The 19365-nt window shown below is 55.0% G+C and carries 17 protein-coding genes; 10 read left to right on the top strand and 7 right to left on the bottom strand.

All coding sequences use genetic code 11. The annotated features are described in order from the left end of the window. Nucleotides 1-60: 60 nt before the first annotated feature. Nucleotides 61-546 (bottom strand): FKBP-type peptidyl-prolyl cis-trans isomerase, encoded by a 486-nt coding sequence (locus ACQKPS_RS08265; protein WP_054887500.1) that lies wholly within the window; start codon nt 544-546, stop codon nt 61-63. Here ACQKPS_RS08265 and ACQKPS_RS08260 point away from each other — a divergent pair. Both ACQKPS_RS08260 and pta read left to right on the top strand, forming a co-directional pair. Next, the gene (locus tag ACQKPS_RS08260; protein WP_427603575.1) at nt 545-847 is read left to right on the top strand and encodes a DUF3565 domain-containing protein; all 303 of its coding nucleotides are present in this window, start codon (nt 545-547) and stop codon (nt 845-847) included. The two genes, ACQKPS_RS08265 and ACQKPS_RS08260, sit on opposite strands and share 2 nt — an antisense overlap. Nucleotides 848-878: 31 nt before the next feature. Continuing rightward, complete coding sequence (gene pta, locus ACQKPS_RS08255) at nt 879-2966, top strand: phosphate acetyltransferase (protein WP_254483230.1); 2088 nt, start codon at nt 879-881, stop codon at nt 2964-2966. A 59-nt stretch (nt 2967-3025) separates the two neighbouring features. Here the strand turns inward: pta and ACQKPS_RS08250 are convergent, their stop codons facing one another. Both ACQKPS_RS08250 and ACQKPS_RS08245 read right to left on the bottom strand, forming a co-directional pair. Continuing rightward, nucleotides 3026-3751, bottom strand: coding sequence for an OmpA family protein (locus ACQKPS_RS08250; RefSeq protein ID WP_254483229.1), 726 nt, complete (start codon nt 3749-3751; stop codon nt 3026-3028). 115 nt (nt 3752-3866) lie between these two features. Continuing rightward, nucleotides 3867-4445 (bottom strand): MBL fold metallo-hydrolase, encoded by a 579-nt coding sequence (locus ACQKPS_RS08245; RefSeq protein WP_427603841.1) that lies wholly within the window; start codon nt 4443-4445, stop codon nt 3867-3869. 140 nt (nt 4446-4585) lie between these two features. Here ACQKPS_RS08245 and ACQKPS_RS08240 point away from each other — a divergent pair, with 140 nt between their 5' ends. From ACQKPS_RS08240 to ACQKPS_RS08205, 8 genes are all read left to right on the top strand, one after another. Further along, nucleotides 4586-5977 (top strand): tyrosine-type recombinase/integrase, encoded by a 1392-nt coding sequence (locus tag ACQKPS_RS08240; RefSeq protein WP_427603572.1) that lies wholly within the window; start codon nt 4586-4588, stop codon nt 5975-5977. Beyond that, complete coding sequence (locus tag ACQKPS_RS08235) at nt 5974-7944, top strand: hypothetical protein (protein WP_427603570.1); 1971 nt, start codon at nt 5974-5976, stop codon at nt 7942-7944. The genes ACQKPS_RS08240 and ACQKPS_RS08235 overlap by 4 nt, the downstream gene beginning before the upstream one ends. Beyond that, nucleotides 7941-9962 carry a hypothetical protein gene (locus ACQKPS_RS08230; RefSeq protein WP_427603568.1) on the top strand — a complete coding sequence of 674 codons (2022 nt, stop codon included), beginning with the start codon at nt 7941-7943 and terminating at the stop codon, nt 9960-9962. Before ACQKPS_RS08235 ends, ACQKPS_RS08230 begins: the two co-directional genes overlap by 4 nt. Then, nucleotides 9959-10390 (top strand): hypothetical protein, encoded by a 432-nt coding sequence (locus ACQKPS_RS08225; protein ID WP_427603566.1) that lies wholly within the window; start codon nt 9959-9961, stop codon nt 10388-10390. The genes ACQKPS_RS08230 and ACQKPS_RS08225 overlap by 4 nt, the downstream gene beginning before the upstream one ends. A 1755-nt stretch (nt 10391-12145) precedes the next feature. Then, nucleotides 12146-12466, top strand: a complete 321-nt coding sequence (gene tnpA / locus ACQKPS_RS08220; RefSeq protein ID WP_427603564.1) for an IS66-like element accessory protein TnpA — start codon at nt 12146-12148, stop codon at nt 12464-12466. Beyond that, nucleotides 12463-12798, top strand: a complete 336-nt coding sequence (gene tnpB / locus ACQKPS_RS08215; protein ID WP_427603562.1) for an IS66 family insertion sequence element accessory protein TnpB — start codon at nt 12463-12465, stop codon at nt 12796-12798. Before tnpA ends, tnpB begins: the two co-directional genes overlap by 4 nt. Nucleotides 12799-12861: 63 nt before the next feature. Then, nucleotides 12862-14415 (top strand): IS66 family transposase, encoded by a 1554-nt coding sequence (gene tnpC / locus ACQKPS_RS08210; RefSeq protein ID WP_427603560.1) that lies wholly within the window; start codon nt 12862-12864, stop codon nt 14413-14415. Between the two features lie 10 nt (nt 14416-14425). After that, nucleotides 14426-14872: a GNAT family N-acetyltransferase gene (locus ACQKPS_RS08205; protein WP_427603558.1), complete on the top strand. Its 447-nt coding sequence runs from the start codon at nt 14426-14428 to the stop codon at nt 14870-14872. A gap of 405 nt (nt 14873-15277) precedes the next feature. Here ACQKPS_RS08205 and ACQKPS_RS08200 read toward each other — a convergent pair whose 3' ends face one another. The 4 genes from ACQKPS_RS08200 to ACQKPS_RS08185 all read right to left on the bottom strand — a co-directional run bounded on the left by ACQKPS_RS08200 (nt 15278) and on the right by ACQKPS_RS08185 (nt 19359). Continuing rightward, a complete protein-coding gene (locus ACQKPS_RS08200) occupies nt 15278-15643 on the bottom strand; it encodes a winged helix-turn-helix domain-containing protein (RefSeq protein WP_427603839.1) in 366 nt (121 codons plus the stop codon). Between the two features lie 205 nt (nt 15644-15848). Next, nucleotides 15849-16478 carry a glutaredoxin 2 gene (gene grxB / locus ACQKPS_RS08195; protein WP_427603557.1) on the bottom strand — a complete coding sequence of 210 codons (630 nt, stop codon included), beginning with the start codon at nt 16476-16478 and terminating at the stop codon, nt 15849-15851. Between the two features lie 39 nt (nt 16479-16517). Next, nucleotides 16518-17270, bottom strand: a complete 753-nt coding sequence (locus ACQKPS_RS08190; protein WP_427603555.1) for an SDR family NAD(P)-dependent oxidoreductase — start codon at nt 17268-17270, stop codon at nt 16518-16520. A 58-nt stretch (nt 17271-17328) separates the two neighbouring features. Further along, nucleotides 17329-19359 carry a pyrroloquinoline quinone-dependent dehydrogenase gene (locus ACQKPS_RS08185; protein WP_427603554.1) on the bottom strand — a complete coding sequence of 677 codons (2031 nt, stop codon included), beginning with the start codon at nt 19357-19359 and terminating at the stop codon, nt 17329-17331. Nucleotides 19360-19365 lie beyond the last annotated feature (6 nt).

Here is a 19365-nt window from a genome sequence, read left to right as displayed (position 1 = left end):
CCGGGGAGGCATGCCGGCTTGTCCGAGCGCCTGGCGACTTTCTGAGCTTAGCGCAGAAAATCAGTGGTGATGGCCACCTTCACCGTGGATGTGACGGTGAGCGATTTCTTCTTCGCTGGCGTCACGCACGTCGACAACCTTGACCTTGAAGTTCAGGCGCTGGCCAGCCAGTGGGTGGTTGCCGTCAACGGTGATGTCGTCGCCGTCGATGTCACGAATGGTGACGATCTGCATCTGGCCATCCGGCGCCGAAGCGTGGAACTGCATGCCGACTTCCAGTTGGTCGACACCTTCGAACAGGCTGCGGTTCAGGGTGCTCACCAGCTCGGCCAGGTATTCGCCGTAGGCGTCTTCAGGCTCGATGGCAACGTCCAGCTCGTCACCGGCTTGCTTGCCTTCCAGGGCTTTTTCCAGGCCTGGAATGATGTTGGCGGCACCGTGCAGGTAAACCAGCGGCGCACCGCCGGCGGAGCTGTCGATGGTCTCCCCGGCGTCGTTGGTCAGGGTATAGTCGATGGAGACAGCCTTGTTGGCGGCGATCAGCATGGGGCAAGACCTTTTGCAAAAGTATGTAGAGCGGACAAGTGTAACCAAGGCATCGCCCGATTGCGACCGCAGCGCAGTCGAGGGGCGACCCATCAGTCGGATCACCGGCTTCCACCAGGACGAAGAAGGCCACTGGGTGGTCGAGCTGTCCTGCGGTCATACCCAGCACCTGCGCCACCAGCCACCGTGGCAGGCGCGCCCGTGGGTGCTCGACGTCGGGCAGCGTGCCGAGCGCATCGGCCAGCCATTCGCTTGCGGCTGGTGCGCACAGGGGGTCGATAGCGCTACCCTTGGCCGTTGATTCCTTGCACCGCTTATTTCGAGAAGCACGCATGCAGACATTTTTCATTGCGCCGACCGACTTTGGTGTCGGCCTGACCTCGATCAGCCTGGGCCTGGTCCGCACCCTGGAGCGCGCCGGGCTCAAGGTCGGCTTCTTCAAGCCGATCGCCCAGCCCCACCCCGGCGACACGGGCCCGGAGCGCTCCACCGAACTGGTCGCCCGCACCCACGGCATCAAGCCTCCGGTGCCACTGAGCCTGGCCCATGTCGAGCGCATGCTCGGCGAGGGCCAGCTGGACGAGTTGCTCGAAGAAATCATCCGCCTGTATCAGCAGGCCTGCATTGGCAACGACGTCGTGGTAGTCGAGGGCATGGTGCCGACCCGCCATGCCAGCTATGCGGCGCGGGTCAACCTGCATCTGGCCAAGAGCCTCGATGCCGAAGTGATTCTGGTCTCGGCACCGGAAAACGAGGTACTCAGCGAATTGTCCGGGCGGGTCGAACTGCAGGCCCAACTGTTCGGCGGCCCACGCGACCCGAAAGTACTGGGGGTGATCCTCAACAAGGTGCGCACCGACGAAAGCATGGCCGACTTCGCCACCCGCCTGCGCGAGCATTCGCCGCTGCTGCGTGGCAACGACTTCCGCCTGCTCGGCTGCATCCCCTACCAGCCCGAGCTGAACGCCCCGCGCACCCGCGACGTGGCCGAACTGCTCGGCGCCCAGGTGCTCAATGCCGGCGATTATGAGCAGCGGCGGATGAACAAGATCATCATCTGCGCCCGCACCGTGGCCAATACCGTACCGCTGCTGACACCGGGTACCCTGGTGGTGACCCCGGGCGATCGCGATGACATCATCCTGGCGGTGAGCCTGGCCGCGATCAACGGCGTCCCCCTGGCCGGCCTGCTGCTGACCAGCGACAGCAAGCCCGATGCGCGCATCCTCGGTCTGTGCCGTGGCGCCCTGCAAGCCGGCTTGCCGATTCTGTCGGTCAGCACCGGTTCCTACGACACTGCCAACCTGCTCAACTCGCTGAACCGTGAAATCCCGGTGGACGACCGTGACCGGGCCGAATTCATCACCGACTTCGTTGCCAGCCACCTGGACGCCGCCTGGCTGCACCAGCGCTGCGGTACGCCACGGGAAATGCGCCTGTCGCCAGCGGTGTTCCGTTACCAGCTGATCCAGCGGGCGCAACAGGCCAACAAGCGCATCGTCCTGCCGGAGGGCGCCGAGCCGCTGCTGGTGCAGGCTGCGGCGATCTGCCAGGCGCGCGGTATTGCCCGTTGCGTGCTGCTGGCCAGGCCAGAGGCAGTCGAAGCCGTGGCCCGTGCCCAGGGCATCACCCTGCCACCGGACCTGGAGATACTCGACCCCGAGCTGATTCGCGGGCGCTATGTCGAGCCGATGGTCAACCTGCGCAAGAGCAAGAACCTCAATGCGCCCATGGCTGAGCAGCAGCTGGAAGACCCGGTGGTGATCGGCACCATGATGCTGGCTCTGGATGAGGTCGATGGCCTGGTCTCGGGCCTGGTGCACTCCACCGCCAATACCATTCGTCCTGCCCTGCAACTGATCAAGACCGCGCCCGGCGCCAGCCTGGTGTCGTCGGTGTTCTTCATGCTGTTCCCCGAGCAGGTGCTGGTGTACGGCGACTGCGTGATGAACCCGCACCCCAGCGCCAGCGAACTGGCCGAGATCGCCCGGCAGAGCGCCGAATCGGCACAGGCCTTCGGTATCGCACCACGGGTGGCGATGATCAGCTATTCCAGTGATTCGGCCAGTGACGAGGAAGTGGAGAAAGTGCGCGAAGCCACGCGCCTGGCACAGGCGGCGGAGCAAGGGCTGCTGATCGACGGGCCGCTGCAGTACGACGCCGCCGCCAATCCGCAAGTGGCTCGCCAGCTGGCCCCTCACAGCCAGGTGGCCGGGCGGGCCACGGTGTTCGTGTTCCCTGACCTGAACACCGGCAACACCACCCACAAGGCGGTGCAGCGCAGCACCGACGGGGTCAGCCTGGGGCCGATGCTGCAGGGGCTGCGCAAGCCGGTGAACGACTTGCCACGCGGGGCGCAGGTGGACGATATCGTGCATACCATCGCCCTGACGGCGATTCAGGCCAGCAGCATCCGCTGAAACGCAAAAGGGCAGCCCGTCACCGGCCTGCCCTTTTGTATTGCGCCGTACCGGACGGCTTATGGGTACTGCTGAACCTGGCCCTGCTGCTGGTCATACTGCTGACCCGGAATAGGCTTCAGGTTGACCTCCACACGGCGGTTCTGCGCACGGCCATTGGCGTCGGCGTTGCTGGCAATCGGCTGGTCCGGGCCCATGCCACGTACCGTTACCCGCGAAGCATCCACGCCCTGCGAGGTCAGGTAGGTGCTGACTGCCTGGGCGCGGCGCTGCGACAGATCCATGTTGTGCTGGCGGCTGCCGGTGCTGTCGGTGAAGCCCACCACTTCGATGGTGTTCTGGTTGAACGACTTGAACGAGTTGGCCAGGTTGTTCAGCGGGCTGTAGAAGCTCGGCGAAATGTTGGCCGAGTCGGTGGCGAAGGTAATGTTGCCCGGCATGATCAGCTTGATCTGGTCGCCCTGGCGCTGAACTTCGACGCCGGTGTTGGCCATTTTTGCGCGCAGCTCGGCTTCCTGTTTGTCGGCGTAGTAACCGTAACCGGCAGCGGCGGCACCGACGGCGGCGGCGCCGATCAGCGCGCCCTTGCCACGGTTGTTATGGTCGATGGCGGCACCGGCAATGGCACCGGCCAGCGCGCCCAGGCCGCCATACTTGGCGGTCTTGCTCATCCCCGTGGACTCGCCCTGAGCCTGGCCTTGGCTGTCATAAGGATTCTGCCCGGCGCAACCGGTCATCAGGGCTGCAGCGGTTGCGACGATAATCAGACGACGCATGGTGAACATGGACAAGCTCCTACAAAAATTCGTATGTGCGGCGGATCGCAGAGGGATCTGTGCCAGGCTTGGATCGCTAGGATACGGAAAAATTCCATGAAAGGCTTTTCATCCAGGTCCTCGCTCAAGCCCGTACGAACGGGTTCTCGCGCATTTCGTCGCCCAGACGTGTGTCCGGCCCGTGGCCTGTGACCACGATGGCATCTTCGTCCAGGCGATACAGCCGCTCCTGGATCGAACGCACGATGGCGCGCTGGTCGCCGCCCCACAGGTCGGTCCTGCCGATGCCACGGCGGAACAGGGTGTCACCGGCGATCAGCAGCTTGGCCTCGGCGAACCAGAAGCTCATCGAACCTGGGGTGTGCCCAGGAGTGTGCAGGGCCACGCCGCAACCGCAGGCGAGCTCCTCCTCATCGCCAAGCCAGCGGTCTGGCGATGGCACTGGGGTGTAAGGCACGCCGAACATCTGGCACTGCATTTCGAGGTTGTCCCACAGCGGCTGGTCCTGCTTGTGCAGGTGCAAGGTGGCGCCGGTGAGTTCCTTGAGCTTGCCCGAAGCGAGGAAATGGTCGAAGTGCGCGTGGGTGTGGATGATGCTCACCAGGGTCAGGCCATGGGCCTGCAGGCGGGCGAGGATCTTGTCCGGGTCACCACCCGGGTCGACGACGATGGCCTTCTTGCTGACCGGGTCGCCGATCACAATCTAGATGTAGCTATGCTTACTGCTATGTCCGAATGTAGATCGATGCGGACAGATACCCTCAGCAGGAGGCATCCATGTCGCGATTTAGAAGACCAAGCCACCCAGGTCGAAAACGCTACAGTTCAAACGCTCGGAGAGTCTTGATCTCTCAGTTTCGGTTGTTGACCCCCCAATATTCTCATTATGAGGATGGAGGGGCACTGGATCAGCAATCTAAACCTAACTACATATCTGCTAATGGCCAAGATGGCTATTACCCAAAGTTCCCCATGATAATTGAAGGTAATGGAGAGCCTTGGCGAATGGCCAATTTGTATCTGACAGCCAAGCTTCATCGTGAAAGCGGGTACGAGTCCAGAACCTTTCGAGGGATCGCTGACCATCTACTCGACTATCTACGCTTTTTGGAAGATGAAAACCTGGACTATCTGTATTTCCCAAGAAACACTAGATTGAGAGTAACTTTTCTCTATCATAAACATCTTGCTCACCTGTGCGCTTTGGGTGAGCTAGCGAAGAACACGGCAAGCGCGAGGATGAACACAGTTGTTAATTTTTACCGCAGCATCATGGACTGGAAGCTCATAAAACAACACGAAATAGAAAATTCACCATTCGAAAATATCAACAAAACAATCAACGTGGTTTCTGCAACCGGGACAGAGAGCACCGTCAAGGTCAAGTCCCACAACTTAGCATTCAAAGCACCACGCGCAGATATTCCTGCGGAATACATAAGGGATGGAGGCATATTACGCCCTCTATTATTAAACGAACAGATCTCAGTTCTGAAAGCCTTACTGATGTCCTCTCGTGAATACCAACTGATGTTTTACCTTGCATTATTCACCGGTGCCCGTGCGCAGACCGTAGGAACCATCAGACTTAAGAATTTGCTGGGACCTTTAGATGGAACCGGTTATCTGAGACTCCCCACAGGTTCAGGAACACTCATTGACACGAAACGAGGGAAGCAACTTACACTTTTAGTTCCGGGCTGGCTCGTAAAGGACATGATCACATACAGCCAAAGTGACGAAGCAATCAAACGGCGTGGACGTTCATACTATGGGGAGACAGGGGAAAACTATCTATTTTTGAGCAAGAATGGGGTACCTTATTACACAAGTAAAAGAGAGCTTTACGATCGGCGAGACTCAGCCATCAGCAGCAATACATCCTTGACAGATCGCGCCACCAATGCTTCGATTCAGGACGGTGCTGCAATCCGGCAACACATTAAAGAAATACTCCAACCTCGTATTCTTACCGAAAACCCAAACTTCCAGGAATTTACATTCCATGATCTGCGAGCAACCTTCGGTATGAATTTACTGGAAAGCCAAATGCAGCATCAAGGAGACAGGTCAATATCATCGGCGATAGATTATGTACAACAGCGCATGGGTCATAGTGACAAGCTCACAACCATGCAATACCTAAACTACAAGTCAAGACTAGAATGGAAGTTTCAAATTCAAAATAATTTTGAGGAATACCTCTTTTCCTACTTAAACATGGGTGCACAATGATTAAGCCCTCAGAATTCCACCGTCGTCCCATCTGCATTATCGAGCACCATGATAACTCCATTGACGTATTGCACCCTCAATACACCGCCATCTCAGGCGACAACATAGCCAATAACGGAAAACGCTATCTGGATTTTGGTGCATTCTGTTATCGCCATAGAAGAAAACGCTCACCAAATCACCATATTGATTATGAAGGGGTTTTGGTTGACCTTGCAACTTTCGACCCCAAACGAATTTACCCCGTCAGCAAATTAATAGAAGCCGGTCGCGCCTACTCATCCTTTGTATCGGCAACAGGGTTTTACACAACAATAAAAGGCTTCATTGATTGGATTGATTCACAAGACGAGATATACCACTTACATTTACACGAATCCATGAGCAAGGCTTATGTGGATTATACGATACACCTCCTTTCCAGGGTCTATTCTTCAGCTACAACTGGTAAAGCTCTGGCTGTCGGCTCGGCATCCGCACTTCAAACTGGTGCTCGGCAACTAATAGCACTTACCACAGGGAAGCACGAAAGCGAAACACTCGCGCTCGCAACGTTCATCAAGCAGCCAAATAGAACTAATCTTATTAACCTTAAACGACTGGGTGCAGACGCCCAAGCTAAAACGTTTTCAGCTCTTGTCAATTTTATTAGCGAGGCCCACCGTATATTAATCGACGGGGGGACTTTCCCAATGCGCCTCGAATCGCCCGACTGTGGCATTTATTATATGTACAGCATTTATCAAGAGTCCTCAAAAAGCAACAATGCAGCCGTGAGCCTTCTCAACCACCTAGGATCCTGTGCCGAATTCCCCACATGGAAGATGATACACCAGCACTTCGAACTTCCTGAGCAGGACTGGAAAAACAACCGCATCAAAACCAACTATGGCGCGCTCCACAAAAAACTTCTCGAAAACAATACAAATAGCCGTTCGAAACTTCGCTTTCAGATAGCAAACCATGCAATGACGGCTGGCATGTTATCTTTCATCGCGGCTACAGGCTGTAATCTAACCACAGTCCAAAGGCTCGGCACTGATTTTGAAATCATACCAAGCACCCAAGGCCGACGTCTTTTGGGTATAAAAAATAGAGCACATGGTAAAATTGTTTCACCCGAATTCGGGGCTCGCTTCACCCCTATATTTAAGAAAATACTGGCGATAAGAACGTGGCTACTTGATGGCCGCGAAAGTAATCGTTTGTTTTCGACATTACCAAGGGGAACAAACAAGGTAGGCTACGTAGGGAACGGCGCACTTCGAACTTTCAAGACATTAACTGGAAAATTTTACCCGAAGACATCCTGGGTTCCCGCCAATCAATGGCGCAAGAACGTGAGCTACCAATATATAAAACAAAGCGGAGGAGACACCGTATTAACTGCAGAAAAGCTAAACAATAGAGAAGCCACAATCAGAAGTAGTTATGCTAGACCTGCCCTGGATGAGTATGCGAGTGAAATATCAAAGCTTTTTGAAGAAATCCATTCTGCAGCTATATCTCGATCACGAAATGTCAGCCACATTCCAGTCCACGTAAATAAAGAAGGATCGTCAAGCGACGTTACAGCCGTAGGAAACTGCGTAAAGGATCCTGCTTCAGAACCCAAGTTAGCTTCAGGTTTCACATCGGAGGCTCCCAAACCAACTTGCCGCACCCCTGAGACTTGTTTGTTTTGCGATCACTACGCCGTTCATGCAGATGAGTTTGACATCCGTCGATTACTATCTCTTTCATTTATAATAACCATTATAAAAGAACGCCAAGACCATGAGTATTGGGAACAAAAATTTGGTCCTACCATTCATAGAATCGATGAAATCCTAGCCGCAATTCAAGATACGGACATCAAGCTGGCACCGACAGTCGCTCGTATCCGTGACGAAGTTGAATCTGGCTATCTCGACCCTTTCTGGGCCATTCACCTTGATACAATGGCATTTGTAGGAGCTGTCGTATGAAGCCCCGAAAAAAAACCAGAAAATCGGACCCGACCATCCACCTCCCCGATAGATACTCAGATTTGTCATCATATCTTACGCCAGACGATAATTTTGTCATATCACGCGGCGTCGACGGGGGTATTATTTCTCGTTTCGGAGACGATATCTGGAACGTACGTATTTACGACGCAAAGAATACATGCTTATATAACTTCACGTCTTGGTGCAAAACGGAAAGCCTGCTAAAAAAAACCATCACCAAAGAACTCAAGATAGTACAGCTAGCCAGACTATACCTCGCACGAAAACCTAGAAAAGTTAATTCATTAAGAGTAACGCACATCCGCAAGCTAGCTTTACTTTCCATAAATCACAATACAACCCTTGAAGAACTCTTAAACAACCCGCACTATTACCCATCTATCATTACTAGCTTCTCAGCCTTGCCTCCAGACTCAATGAGGCAAATACTTTCACTTTTGAGAGAGCTTTTCGACATACGAGGAAGGCATATCGCATTCTCCATTGCGCCACCAAACCATGACCTAATCAGCAGACTTGAAACACTATACAGACCATACGCGACATCCAGGGTGAAAACCTACCGCCAAACCAAACTAATTCCCTCCAGAATTTACGCCGAGATTATTTTTAATTTCGGTGCAATTCTTGACGAATTCAATAAACACCACAAAAAAATTCTCAGACTCAATCAGAATCGCTATATTAATTCCCGGTATGGCGTACCTGAAGGCCACCACACTAGAAGCAACAACACAACATCCTGGGCATACGAGACAAAGAAATTAAGACTTTCCCCGCTATTTAAAAAACATACTGTCGAAAACTGGGGGCACCTAACATCCTACCTAGGAAAAGTTCAAACAGCTGCAAAATACTGGATACATCTGTTCTCAGGCATGCGAGAGAATGAAGCAGCCTTTCTCCCATACGATACTTATGCATCAATCAACACCGGCGCAGCCTCATTTAAAATCCTCAAAGGATTTACATCGAAATTTTCTTCACAAAATCACACGCCAACATTCTGGATCACCCACGAGATTGTTGAGAAAGGAATTATTGCAGCTCAGGGTATCGGCAGTATCGCTGCAGTTAACTGTGGCTGGGACGATAGCAAAAAATCTCAATATCCTCTTTTTCCAGGTCGAGTATCCAGGCGTAGAAACTCCGGATCCGCTAAACGAAACACATGGCACTTTAAGGGTGCTCCCGCTGCTGGAGGTTTGTCCGAGAGAGCACAGGAAGCACTCTTAGAAAGTATACCAAGCTTATGCATCACAGAAGAGGATATACGTGAACTAGAGCTTTTTGATGGGTTTCGTAACTGGCGAGATGACCCTACTTTGGTAGTGGGAGCACCTTGGCCCCTCGGCACACATCAATGTCGCAGGTCACTTGCTGTATATGGAGCTCGATCAGGTCTACTTTCGCTCGGTTCGAGTGCTCTTCAATTCAAACAGCTCACAGAAGCGATGGCATCATACTATCGAAAGGACAGTATATTTGCCGTGAACTTCTTGCAGTCCGATAATGCTCAAAGCTTGATGAAAGAATTGGAGCGCGAGCACAGAGCTGCCCAATTTAGTCATTACGAAGACAATGTGATAAATAGTACAAGCCGACTTTGGGGTGGAGAAGGTTCCCGCATTCAACTGGCAATCGACAAAGGCCAACCTTTAATCATTACCACTGACAGGTCCATTACAGAAAAAAAATTCTTGAAAGGCGAAATGGTTTATAAACAAAGTCCGATCGGCGGATGCACCAATTTAGAACATTGCGATAAGATTTCATTCACAAGCATTCTAGCTTGCATCGACTGTGACAAGTCTATTCTCGATGAAAATCGCAGCTTGAGAAAAATTAAACGCGGGGTGCAGAATCTAGTCCGCGAACAAGTTTTTTATCGCAAAGACACTCCACAATACAATCAGCTTCAGTCGGAAATTGACGCTCTTTTTGAAAAACTTAGTAAGCGAGGATTACTTGAAAAGATGGAGGCATTAAAATGAGCGCTATTGAAGATTATCGCTCGGCATTGAACAGACTGAAAATTAACAAACCCCTTATTTTACCCAAGGGCTCGGCAATCAACAAAGATACAGTTGCACTCGAAGCTGGTCGCAAGCGAGGATCCATAAAGAAAAGCAGAGATGAACACAGTGATCTTATTGCCGAAATTGAGGCTGCAGCAGCCAACTCTGACGATGAAATGCGCCCCTCCGCTTCGCAGCTCATTGAAAAGCAGAAAACCCTAAAAAAAGCGGCACAAATCAAATTGACAGCATTACAGAAAGATTATGAATTGGCCTTAACAAAAATTGCCTCTCTTGAATTCGAAAACTTTACCCTCCGAGCAGCCCTTGACGAGGCTAGGCAAGATACTAAAGGCAAAAACAAGATCACAAAGTTAACAAAAAATCGAGAAACTCTTAAATAGCAAGCAGCTCCGTTGTGTCATCAGACTTACACGGGAGGCGGGAGGCGGGAGGCGACCGTGCTTCAGGGGAAATGGAACCAGCAGTCACACGGAGGGAAAAACTAACCCCCTGGTGCGCAGTCCAGGTTTTGGGCCTGTCCGAGGGGTGGGGGCTACTCTTAAATACTAAATTATCACAACGATGGGGAATACTAAATAGTAGGTAGTTCAATCCCAGTTTTGGGTGCGACTACGTCTCGGCGGGGCATTAGAAACGATGGGATAGAGGTCATGCCAGACCCACGCCCATCGCAGCGTGTAAACTACTTTTTTAATTGTTAACCTCTGTGGTTTACAGTTAAAAAAAGTAGTTTACAACCCCCACTGGCTGGGCGTTCCAGCGACCTGCTCTTCGTTTGCGCTCCATGATTTTGAGCATGCTGAATCGCCCCTGGTTTTGTAGACACCTCAGCACGCGGCTGAAATGGGGCGGCATCTGCTCTAAGAGTTGCGTACCCAGTTGGCTGCGGTTCCCAGCGTAGTTTCTGTGCGCGGCCACGGCCTGATAGTAGGTATCAGCCCCTGCACCACTTCGTCAATCGTCAGTCCATGACCGTCAGCCCATAGACCGGCCCGAATGCCGCGCAGGACAGCACGACGCTGGAGTTTCAACTGCTCGTTCCGGCCTAACTCGACATCAAGCTGCAGGCCTGCAAGGCCCTGCATGATCCGGTCGCCGCACGTGGCTCGCCGTGTGGGGATGATTGAACTATCCATGGTCACCCCTCAGAACCCGAACCGTGGTTTCCCTCAATAAAGACCGTATCTTCAATCAGTGACGGAGTGCAGGCTGCAGGGGCTGCTGACATTTTGCCAAGTTGTCATCCTCTGAGAAATCTAGAGTCCCAGCAAAAAGCACAGACAATAAACTCTGCAAACTGAGTTAACTATTTGATTGTAATAGAGTTTTTAAGTCTGAACCGTATTGGCACGCTCCGCCTCATGGATTGATCCCTTGCTGGAGGGACTGGAAGGGGTCGTCGGAACCTCATCAAGGATCTCAGGATGGGTTTCCAAATACTTCTGAAAAGGCCGCGCAGTGCGATAGCTATTGAAGGGCGACGAAACTAGGGCGGCTCCAATTATGAACATCACCTCTACCCCATACCCGCCAAGAAAGCTCCGAAGCTGCTCCCCTTCACCATGATAGTCAGTCCACTGACACAACCTATGATCAGAAAGAAGAATCCAATAAGGCGCGCAAACCATGCCCCTGTTGACTCGACTGCGGTGATCCGGAGTGTTAGCCGGGGCTGCTCTGGCGTGCCCCATAGATACCGAGCGATTTGACGGATTGCCAAACAGTCGTATCCTTTGATGCCGGGGTGTGAGTGTGAAAATCGATTTCCACCAGCGGGCGCCGGCGTACGGCCAAGCCTGACTCATATTCTCTCCTTGTTTGCCATCCTTACCGGCTTGTTACGCAATGGCGCTCGGGTCCATTCATAGGTGGCACTGTGCCAACAATATCGCTCAATCGCCCGATTCGGCTAGTGATCAACGGAGTTGAGCAAGATCACGAAACGAGTGAGTAATGTGAATTTCGCACGCGATAGCTAAATTGCGCACCGTGCACATCATTGGGTAGTTTGGTGGCAAAAAACTCTTCAGGAGGGTAAAGCGTTCGGCGAACTCACCTTCCGAACTCCAGCATTAAGGGCGATGGTGTCCGCGTATTTTTAAGCGGACGCGATCGCCCTTATCGCCAGGATTTCCATGCGCCAACGAAGCTCTTATCCAAAACCATTCAAAGCCCAGGTCGTTCAGGAATGCCTGCAACCTGGCGCATCCATTTCCAGTGTCGCCATCAGCCACGGCATCAATGCCAACGTCATCCGCAAATGGATGCCGCTCTATCGAGATCAGCCCGCAGTGGCTTCACTGCCGTCATTCGTCCCGCTAAAAGCCGCACCTAAACGGTCAGCCGAAGCACCAGTGATCATTGAGTTACCCATGGCCGGGCAAGTGATCACGGTGAAATGGCCAGCCTCGGATCCTGAGGGTTGCGCGCAGTTTATTCGGGCTGTCGCTCAATGATCCGCATCGATGCGATCTGGCTGGCCACCGAGCCGATGGACATGCGCGCCGGCACCGAAACGGCATTGGCCCGGGTGATCGCGGTGTTCGGTGCGGCGAAGCCGCACTGCGCTTATTTGTTCGCCAATCGCCGGGCTAACCGGATGAAAGTGCTGGTACACGACGGCGTGGGCGTCTGGCTCGCAGCGAGACGACTGAATCAAGGCAAGTTCCACTGGCCGGGCATTCGCCATGGCGACGAGGTCGAACTCGACAGCGAACAACTCCAGGCGTTGGTACTGGGCCTGCCGTGGCAAAGCGTTGGCGCAGGCGGTGTGATTACCGTGCTTTAACCGCCGGCCATTTGGCCGGTCTACTTGTCGTCGTCCCGCTTCTGCTCTGGCACAATCGGCGGCATGACTTTCTCGCCCAACCTCGACCAGATGACCCCGGAACAGCTTCGTGCCTTGGCGGCACAGGCGTTGCAGTTGCAGTCCCAGGTCGAGGTGATGAGCAGGAAGATCCAAAGCGATCAAACCGTCATTGAGCAACTCACTTACGAAATTGCCCTTCTCAAACGGCACAAGTTTGCCAAGCGCAGCGAGCAAATCAGCCCGGCGCAAAGCAGCTTGCTGGATGACCTGCTCGACACAGACCTTGAAGCTATCGAGGCCGAGCTAAAGCAGCTCCTCCCAGCTGCGCCACAGGCCGAACCACGGCAATCCCCGAAACGTGCGCCCTTGCCGCCGCAGTTTCCACGCACCGTCATTCGCCATGAACTCGAAAACACTCAGTGCGCCTGTGGTTGCCAGCTCCAACGCATCGGCGAAGACGTCAGCGAGGAGCTGGATTACACGCCGGGCGTGTTTACCGTCGAGCAACATGTGCGGGGCAAATGGGCCTGCCGTCAGTGCGAGACCCTGATACAGGCGCCAGTGCCGGCGCAGGTTATCGACAAAGGTATCCCGACCGCAGGCCTTCTGGCCCACGTGATGGTGGCCAAGTTTGCCGATCACTTGCCGCTGTACCGGCAGGAGAAAATCTTTGGCCGCGCCGGGCTGGCAATTGCTCGCTCGACCCTGGCGCAGTGGGTCGGACAAACCGGCGTGCGGCTTCAGCCACTGGTCGATGCACTGCGTGAAGCCGTGCTGAACCAGGGCGTGATCCACGCTGATGAAACACCGGTGCAAATGCTTGCGCCAGGCGAGAAGAAAACCCATCGGGCGTATGTCTGGGCGTACAGCACGACGCCGTTTTCAGGGCTCAAAGCGGTGGTTTACGACTTCAGCCCAAGCCGTGCCGGAGAACATGCACGCAACTTCCTGGGCGACTGGAACGGCAAGCTGGTTTGCGATGACTTCGCTGGCTACAAAGCCGGCTTTGAGCAAGGCATCACTGAAATCGGCTGCATGGCCCATGCTCGCCGCAAGTTCTTCGACCTGCATGTCGCGAACAAAAGTCAGCTGGCCGAACACGCGCTGCACTCGATTGGCGGTTTGTACGAGGTTGAACGCCAGGCTCGGGATATGAGCAACGAAGACCGTTGGCGAATACGTCAGGAAATGGCGGTACCGATCAGCAAAACACTGCATGACTGGATGTTGGCCCAGCGCGATCTGGTGCCCAATGGATCAGCCACGGCCAAAGCCCTCGATTACAGCCTGAAACGCTGGGTAGCGCTGACGCGCTACCTGGATGATGGGGCTGTGCCCATCGACAATAACCAGGTCGAAAACCAGATACGGCCATGGGCACTCGGGCGCTCGAACTGGTTATTTGCGGGATCCCTGCGCAGCGGTAAGCGGGCTGCGGCAATCATGAGTTTGATCCAGTCGGCGCGCATGAATGGGCATGATCCGTATGCCTATCTCAAAGATGTGCTAATGCGGCTGCCGACTCAGCGGGCCAGTGAAATTGAGCAACTGCTGCCGCATCAGTGGGCTGGAGCTTGGCAGTATAAAAGTTGTTAAGGAAAGCAATATGATCCGGCTAGCCGACGCAAGTGATGAGCCCGATATTAGAAATTGCGCTGAACAAGCCTACGCTCGTTATGTGCCATTAATCGGGCGCAAGCCAGCCCCAATGATCGCCGATTTCGTCGCGCAGATAGCGGCAGGAGTGGTCTATGTTGCGACGGACGGCCAGAACGGGTTTCAAGGCTTTATTGTGTTTTATGTCAAGGATGGGTATTTCCTGTTGGAAAATGTGGCAGTCCTTCCGAGCGCAGCCGGATGTGGGATTGGAAAGGGGCTCATTAGCTTTTGTGAAAATACCGCCCGACAGCGTGGTGTGAACTCCGTTTGTCTATATACCAATGCAAAGATGACAGACAACCTCTCGATATATCCCAAGCTTGGTTATGTGAAAGTAGCGGAGCGCACTGAGGATGGCTTCAATCGCGTTTACTTCGAAAAAGACCTTACATAACCGGACGCGGCCTCAACAGGCTGGCCCAAGATGACGATTCTGCATGAGGTGGATTGGCCGGACGCTTACTCAGGAGGAAGGCGGGAGGCTCAGATAAAGCAACATCCCGTGATCGGTTTAGAGCGCAGCAACTGAAGCAGGAAGCGGATTGAAAGCGGCGTCCTAGAGGTCCTCTGGTACGCCGAATGACCTTGAAATTCAAAACTGTAAATCCTCATTGCAGAGCATCCGCTTTGTCATGGCGCTTACTCCCGGCCATGTCACGTGCAAAGAGAATCTTACGTATGACCACCAAAACAAAAAAAGCAGCTCCACAGCGATTTCAGGCTAATGGTGTAGAGAATCAAATCTGTCGCAGCCAACAACGGCGCGGCATTGAGAGTCGTTTAGCGAGGGCCACATCGTTCATCCTATTGAGTGGGCCGCGTCTCCTACAAACGCACTGGGCAGAGACCAGCGCAAGTGCCGAGACCTGTGACCAGCGCTGACGTTGTTCAGCGAGCGTAGGCTAATCCCCCTGCCACGATGCGTTTTGATTTCGAACGGTGCATGCACGGCCGCAAGGGCTTTTCGCAAGTAGCAGATCTGGACGTCTATGATTTTGGTACCCGGGTTAAAATCATATCCCCAAACCTCCGTCAGTATGGTTTGGCGACTCACCACCTGTTCCCCGTACCGAATCAGAAGCGCCAGGAGCCGGCATGGCGTTGGCTTCAGCTGAAATTGGCGATCATGAAGATGCACCACGTTTTTCTGAATGTATAAAAACATCATTGTCCCGCAGGCGGCGGTCAACTCCAATTTCTCGATGGTATTGGTCGCAGTGCTTTGGCTGTAAGACATGGTGGGTAGACGCCTTCAACAGTGAGAATAGCAGCTGCCGCATATGCAAAACCCAATGCGCAGGCACATATCATCAGCGCGTCAGCATTGTGATTAGCCAACTGCAGGCTATGAAACCGCGGGATTGGTTCGATCAGCGGCTCTGCTCGAACAGCAAAGGCACACCGCATTCTTGGCTAAGGCGGTCCATGTAAGCACGCACCGCGTCAGGGAAAGTGACGGCACGAACGATGGACAGCGAGCGCAGCACCGGCCAAAGCGTGATGTCGTTGATCCCGATGACCTTCCTGGTCAACAACGGCACCAAAGCCTCCAGCATGGGCTCGATTTGCCCCACCAACATTGGAGTGATGTTACGCAATTCATCCAAATTTCCGAAGGCATGCTCCTCACGCAGCCGGTAGGCTTGTCGTGCAGCCGGCGTGGCAACTTCCGCGAAGTCACCTTCGACGAAGCGGGGGATGAAGAGCTTGAGCGCGGTCGGCCAGACTTCTTTTACCCAAGCGTCCAATGCCTCGCTTTGGGGAGCGACGAGTATCGGTATGCCGATGGCATCGACATAGCGCACGATGTCCAGGCTCTCGCCCATATGGGTTCCGTCATCCTTTTCCAGGATAGGCACCGCTTTCTTCCCGATCAGTCGGGTGGGTGTCTCGGCGTCACCCTCCATGATGACCCGTAGATCAACGGGAAGGCCTTTGAAGCCAAAGATCATCCGCGCCCGCGTGCAAAACGGGCAGTGTTCGTAGATATAGAGTTTCATCACGCTCCGCCACCTTGCATAGCATCGAGGCCGTTTGGCTCAGAATTGCACCGACCGTGTGAGACCACCGTCCACAAGCAGGTTCGTACCGGTTGTAAAGCTGGCGGCCGGGCTGGCGAGAAACACGACTGCCTTCGCGACCTCTTCTGGCGTAGCCATGCGACCCATTGGATTTTCGGCCAGGCACTTCGCGAAGGTTTCCGGCTGATCACGCTCGATGTCGCCCCACACGCCATCTGCGAAGTACACATTGCCAGGGGAAACGGAATTGACCCGGATCCCTTCGCTCGCATGTCGTGCCGACAAGGTTTTGCCGTAATGCAGCAAGGCAGCCTTCAGGATTCCGTAGGGCTCGGCGAACATATCGACTTCGCGCCCGGAGACGCTGGAGATCAGCACGACCGAAGCAGACGTCGATTGGCGCAATGCTGGCAGCGCGGCCTTGACCATTGCGGCACTGCCCAGCAGGTCGGTGTCGAATGCACGACGCCAGGTGCCTAGATCATCTCCGCCAGCTAATGCACTGACGTTCGGCACCACGATATCCAGCCCACCCATCTGCTCGGCAGCCGAGTTAACCCACGCCGCTACTTGCTCGGGCTGGGTGACATCCACGGCCATACCGAATGCTCGCGGGCCGAACAAAGCGGCAGCGCGTTCAACGCCTGCAGTACCGCGCGCGCAGAATGCTACTTGCGCACCTTCCTGAAGAAAAAGCTCAACAATCGCGCGTCCAATGCCTCGCGATGCGCCGCTGACCAGGACGCGTTTATCCTTCAAGCCCAAATCCATGGTTTATCTCCTCTGGCAGTTAGTGCTGCGACGGGGCACGGCGTGCCCCGTCGCTGGATTACTTGCGCAGCTTGTACGCAATGATTTCGTCGCTGGTTCCGGTTTCCATGAAGGCATGGCCGGAGGCCGACACGAGCACGTACTGTTCGCCGTTCACCTCGTAGGAAATCGGGTTGGCCTGAGCACCGACGTCCAGAACGTCCTCCCACAGCACCTCACCGGTGGCGGTGTCGATCGCTCGGAACAGGTTGTCAGTGGCCGCGCCGACGAAGGTCAAGCCGCCAGCGGTGACCACGGTGCCGCCGTTGTTAGGCAGGCCGATGTTGAGCGGGAGGTGCGAAGGAATGCCGAACGGGCCATTGCGACGCGCGGTGCCCAGCGGCTCATCCCAGACGGTCTTGCCGGTGTCCAGGCTTACTGCTCGAATGCCACCGTAAGGAGGGGCCGAGCACGGCACACCGGTACCCCAGTTCCGCCAACCCGCATTCACGCTGATTGCATAGGGAGCGTTGACCTGTGGATAGACAGAAGCGCCGCCTTCACCCTTGCCCGACTTGCTACCGGCCTTGTTGAGTGAAGTCTCGTCAGGCTTCGGCGCGTAGATTGGCTTGAGCCCCATCTGCTCAGCCTTATCCCGAGGGATCAGCTGGTTGAGGTTCGGGATATCGTTGTAGTTGGCGATGATCAGTCGGCGCACCGGGTCAATGGCGACCGAGCCCCAGTCCGAACCACCGTTGTAGCCGGGGTACTGAATCCACGGACGATCTACCGAAGGCGGTGTCAGGTACCCCTCGTAGTTGGCCTGGCGGAACTGGATGCGGCACATCAGCTGGTCCAGCGGCGAGAAACCCCACATGTCCGCTTCGGTCTTGGGCGCCTTGCGCAGGGTGTGCCACTCGGAGGTCGGCTGGGTGTCGGCCAGGTACTTGGGCTCGACCGAACCGCCCTTGGGCGCCTTGACCTCGCCAATCGGAGTCAGAGGCTCGCCCGTGGCGCGGTCGAGGATGTAGATATCACCCTGCTTGGTCGGCAACAGCACCGCCGGCACCGGCGCTCCGTCCTTGCCCGGGAAGTCGAGCAGGGTCGGCTGGCTGCCCAGGTCGTAATCCCAGACGTCGTGGCGAATGGCCTGGAAATGCCAGACGTCCTTGCCTGTCTTGACGTCGACCGCTACCAACGAGTCGGAGTATTTGTTTTCAGCTTCGCTGCGGTTGGAACCGTAGTAGTCGATCGAGGAGTTGCTGATCGGGAGATAGACGTAGCCGAGCTTGTCGTCACCCACAGCCGCCGTCCACATGTTCGGCGTACCACGGGTGTAGGTGCTACCTTCGGCAGGGCCATGGACATTGTCCTGATTACCCAAATCCCAGGCCCAAGCCATTTTGCCGGTGACCGCATCGTAGCCGCGAATCACTCCTGATGGGGCATCTTCGTCCTGGCCGTCGCGGATCTGCGCGCCGGTCACGACCACGCCATTGACGATCGCGGGCGGTGCTGTGACGGCATACCAGCCAGGGACCTTTTTGCCCAAGCCTTCCCAGAGGTCGACCGAACCGTTCTGACCGAAGTCCTTGCACGGCTCTCCGGTGTGCAGGTCAACGGCGACCAGTCTTGCATCCAGCGTGGCTTCCACTACGCGGCTGCGGCACTGGGCAGTTTCCGGCAGTTGTGGAGCGGTGTAGACCGCCACCCCACGACACGCCGCCGCATGAGGAATGGCCTGGTCCGCTACCCCAGGGTCATGTCGCCAATTTTCTTTACCGGTGGCAGCATCGATCGAGATCATGATGTTCTTGGCCGAGCACATCAGCAGATCGTTGCCCACCTTGATGGGCGTGGTTTCCGGTGAATAGCGGCTGCCAGGGTTCGGCAGGTCTCGGGTATGGTAGACGAATGCGCGTTCGAGCCGTGCGACGTTATCCGGCGTGATCTGCTTGAGCGGGCTGAAGCGCTGGGCGTTTTGATCGCCGCCGTAGAATGGCCAATCACTGCCAACCTGCGGCCCCTTCTCAGCCTGAGCGAATTGCACCTGCACGGCGCAAGAAATGGCGAGAGCAAGCGCGCCCCCACGTTTGACGGTAGTAAACATGACGAA

The organism is Pseudomonas sp. NPDC086566, assembly GCF_050280885.1.
In the GTDB taxonomy this organism is placed as follows: Bacteria; Pseudomonadota; Gammaproteobacteria; order Pseudomonadales; family Pseudomonadaceae; genus Aquipseudomonas; species Aquipseudomonas vlassakiae.
Note: the sequence above shows the minus strand (reverse complement) of the source record. Positions and strands in the feature narration are given on the sequence as shown.

Coding starts and splice junctions, on each gene's coding strand:
- ACQKPS_RS08260 (WP_427603575.1), top strand. CDS start 545: ATGGGGCAAGACCTTTTGCAAAAGTATGTAGAGCGGACAAGTGTAACC.
- ACQKPS_RS08265 (WP_054887500.1), bottom strand. CDS start 546: ATGCTGATCGCCGCCAACAAGGCTGTCTCCATCGACTATACCCTGACC.
- pta (WP_254483230.1), top strand. CDS start 879: ATGCAGACATTTTTCATTGCGCCGACCGACTTTGGTGTCGGCCTGACC.
- ACQKPS_RS08250 (WP_254483229.1), bottom strand. CDS start 3,751: ATGTTCACCATGCGTCGTCTGATTATCGTCGCAACCGCTGCAGCCCTG.
- ACQKPS_RS08235 (WP_427603570.1), top strand. CDS start 5,974: ATGATTAAGCCCTCAGAATTCCACCGTCGTCCCATCTGCATTATCGAG.
- ACQKPS_RS08230 (WP_427603568.1), top strand. CDS start 7,941: ATGAAGCCCCGAAAAAAAACCAGAAAATCGGACCCGACCATCCACCTC.
- ACQKPS_RS08225 (WP_427603566.1), top strand. CDS start 9,959: ATGAGCGCTATTGAAGATTATCGCTCGGCATTGAACAGACTGAAAATT.
- tnpA (WP_427603564.1), top strand. CDS start 12,146: ATGCGCCAACGAAGCTCTTATCCAAAACCATTCAAAGCCCAGGTCGTT.
- tnpB (WP_427603562.1), top strand. CDS start 12,463: ATGATCCGCATCGATGCGATCTGGCTGGCCACCGAGCCGATGGACATG.
- tnpC (WP_427603560.1), top strand. CDS start 12,862: ATGACTTTCTCGCCCAACCTCGACCAGATGACCCCGGAACAGCTTCGT.
- ACQKPS_RS08205 (WP_427603558.1), top strand. CDS start 14,426: ATGATCCGGCTAGCCGACGCAAGTGATGAGCCCGATATTAGAAATTGC.
- ACQKPS_RS08200 (WP_427603839.1), bottom strand. CDS start 15,643: ATGTTTTTATACATTCAGAAAAACGTGGTGCATCTTCATGATCGCCAA.
- grxB (WP_427603557.1), bottom strand. CDS start 16,478: ATGAAACTCTATATCTACGAACACTGCCCGTTTTGCACGCGGGCGCGG.
- ACQKPS_RS08190 (WP_427603555.1), bottom strand. CDS start 17,270: ATGGATTTGGGCTTGAAGGATAAACGCGTCCTGGTCAGCGGCGCATCG.
- ACQKPS_RS08185 (WP_427603554.1), bottom strand. CDS start 19,359: ATGTTTACTACCGTCAAACGTGGGGGCGCGCTTGCTCTCGCCATTTCT.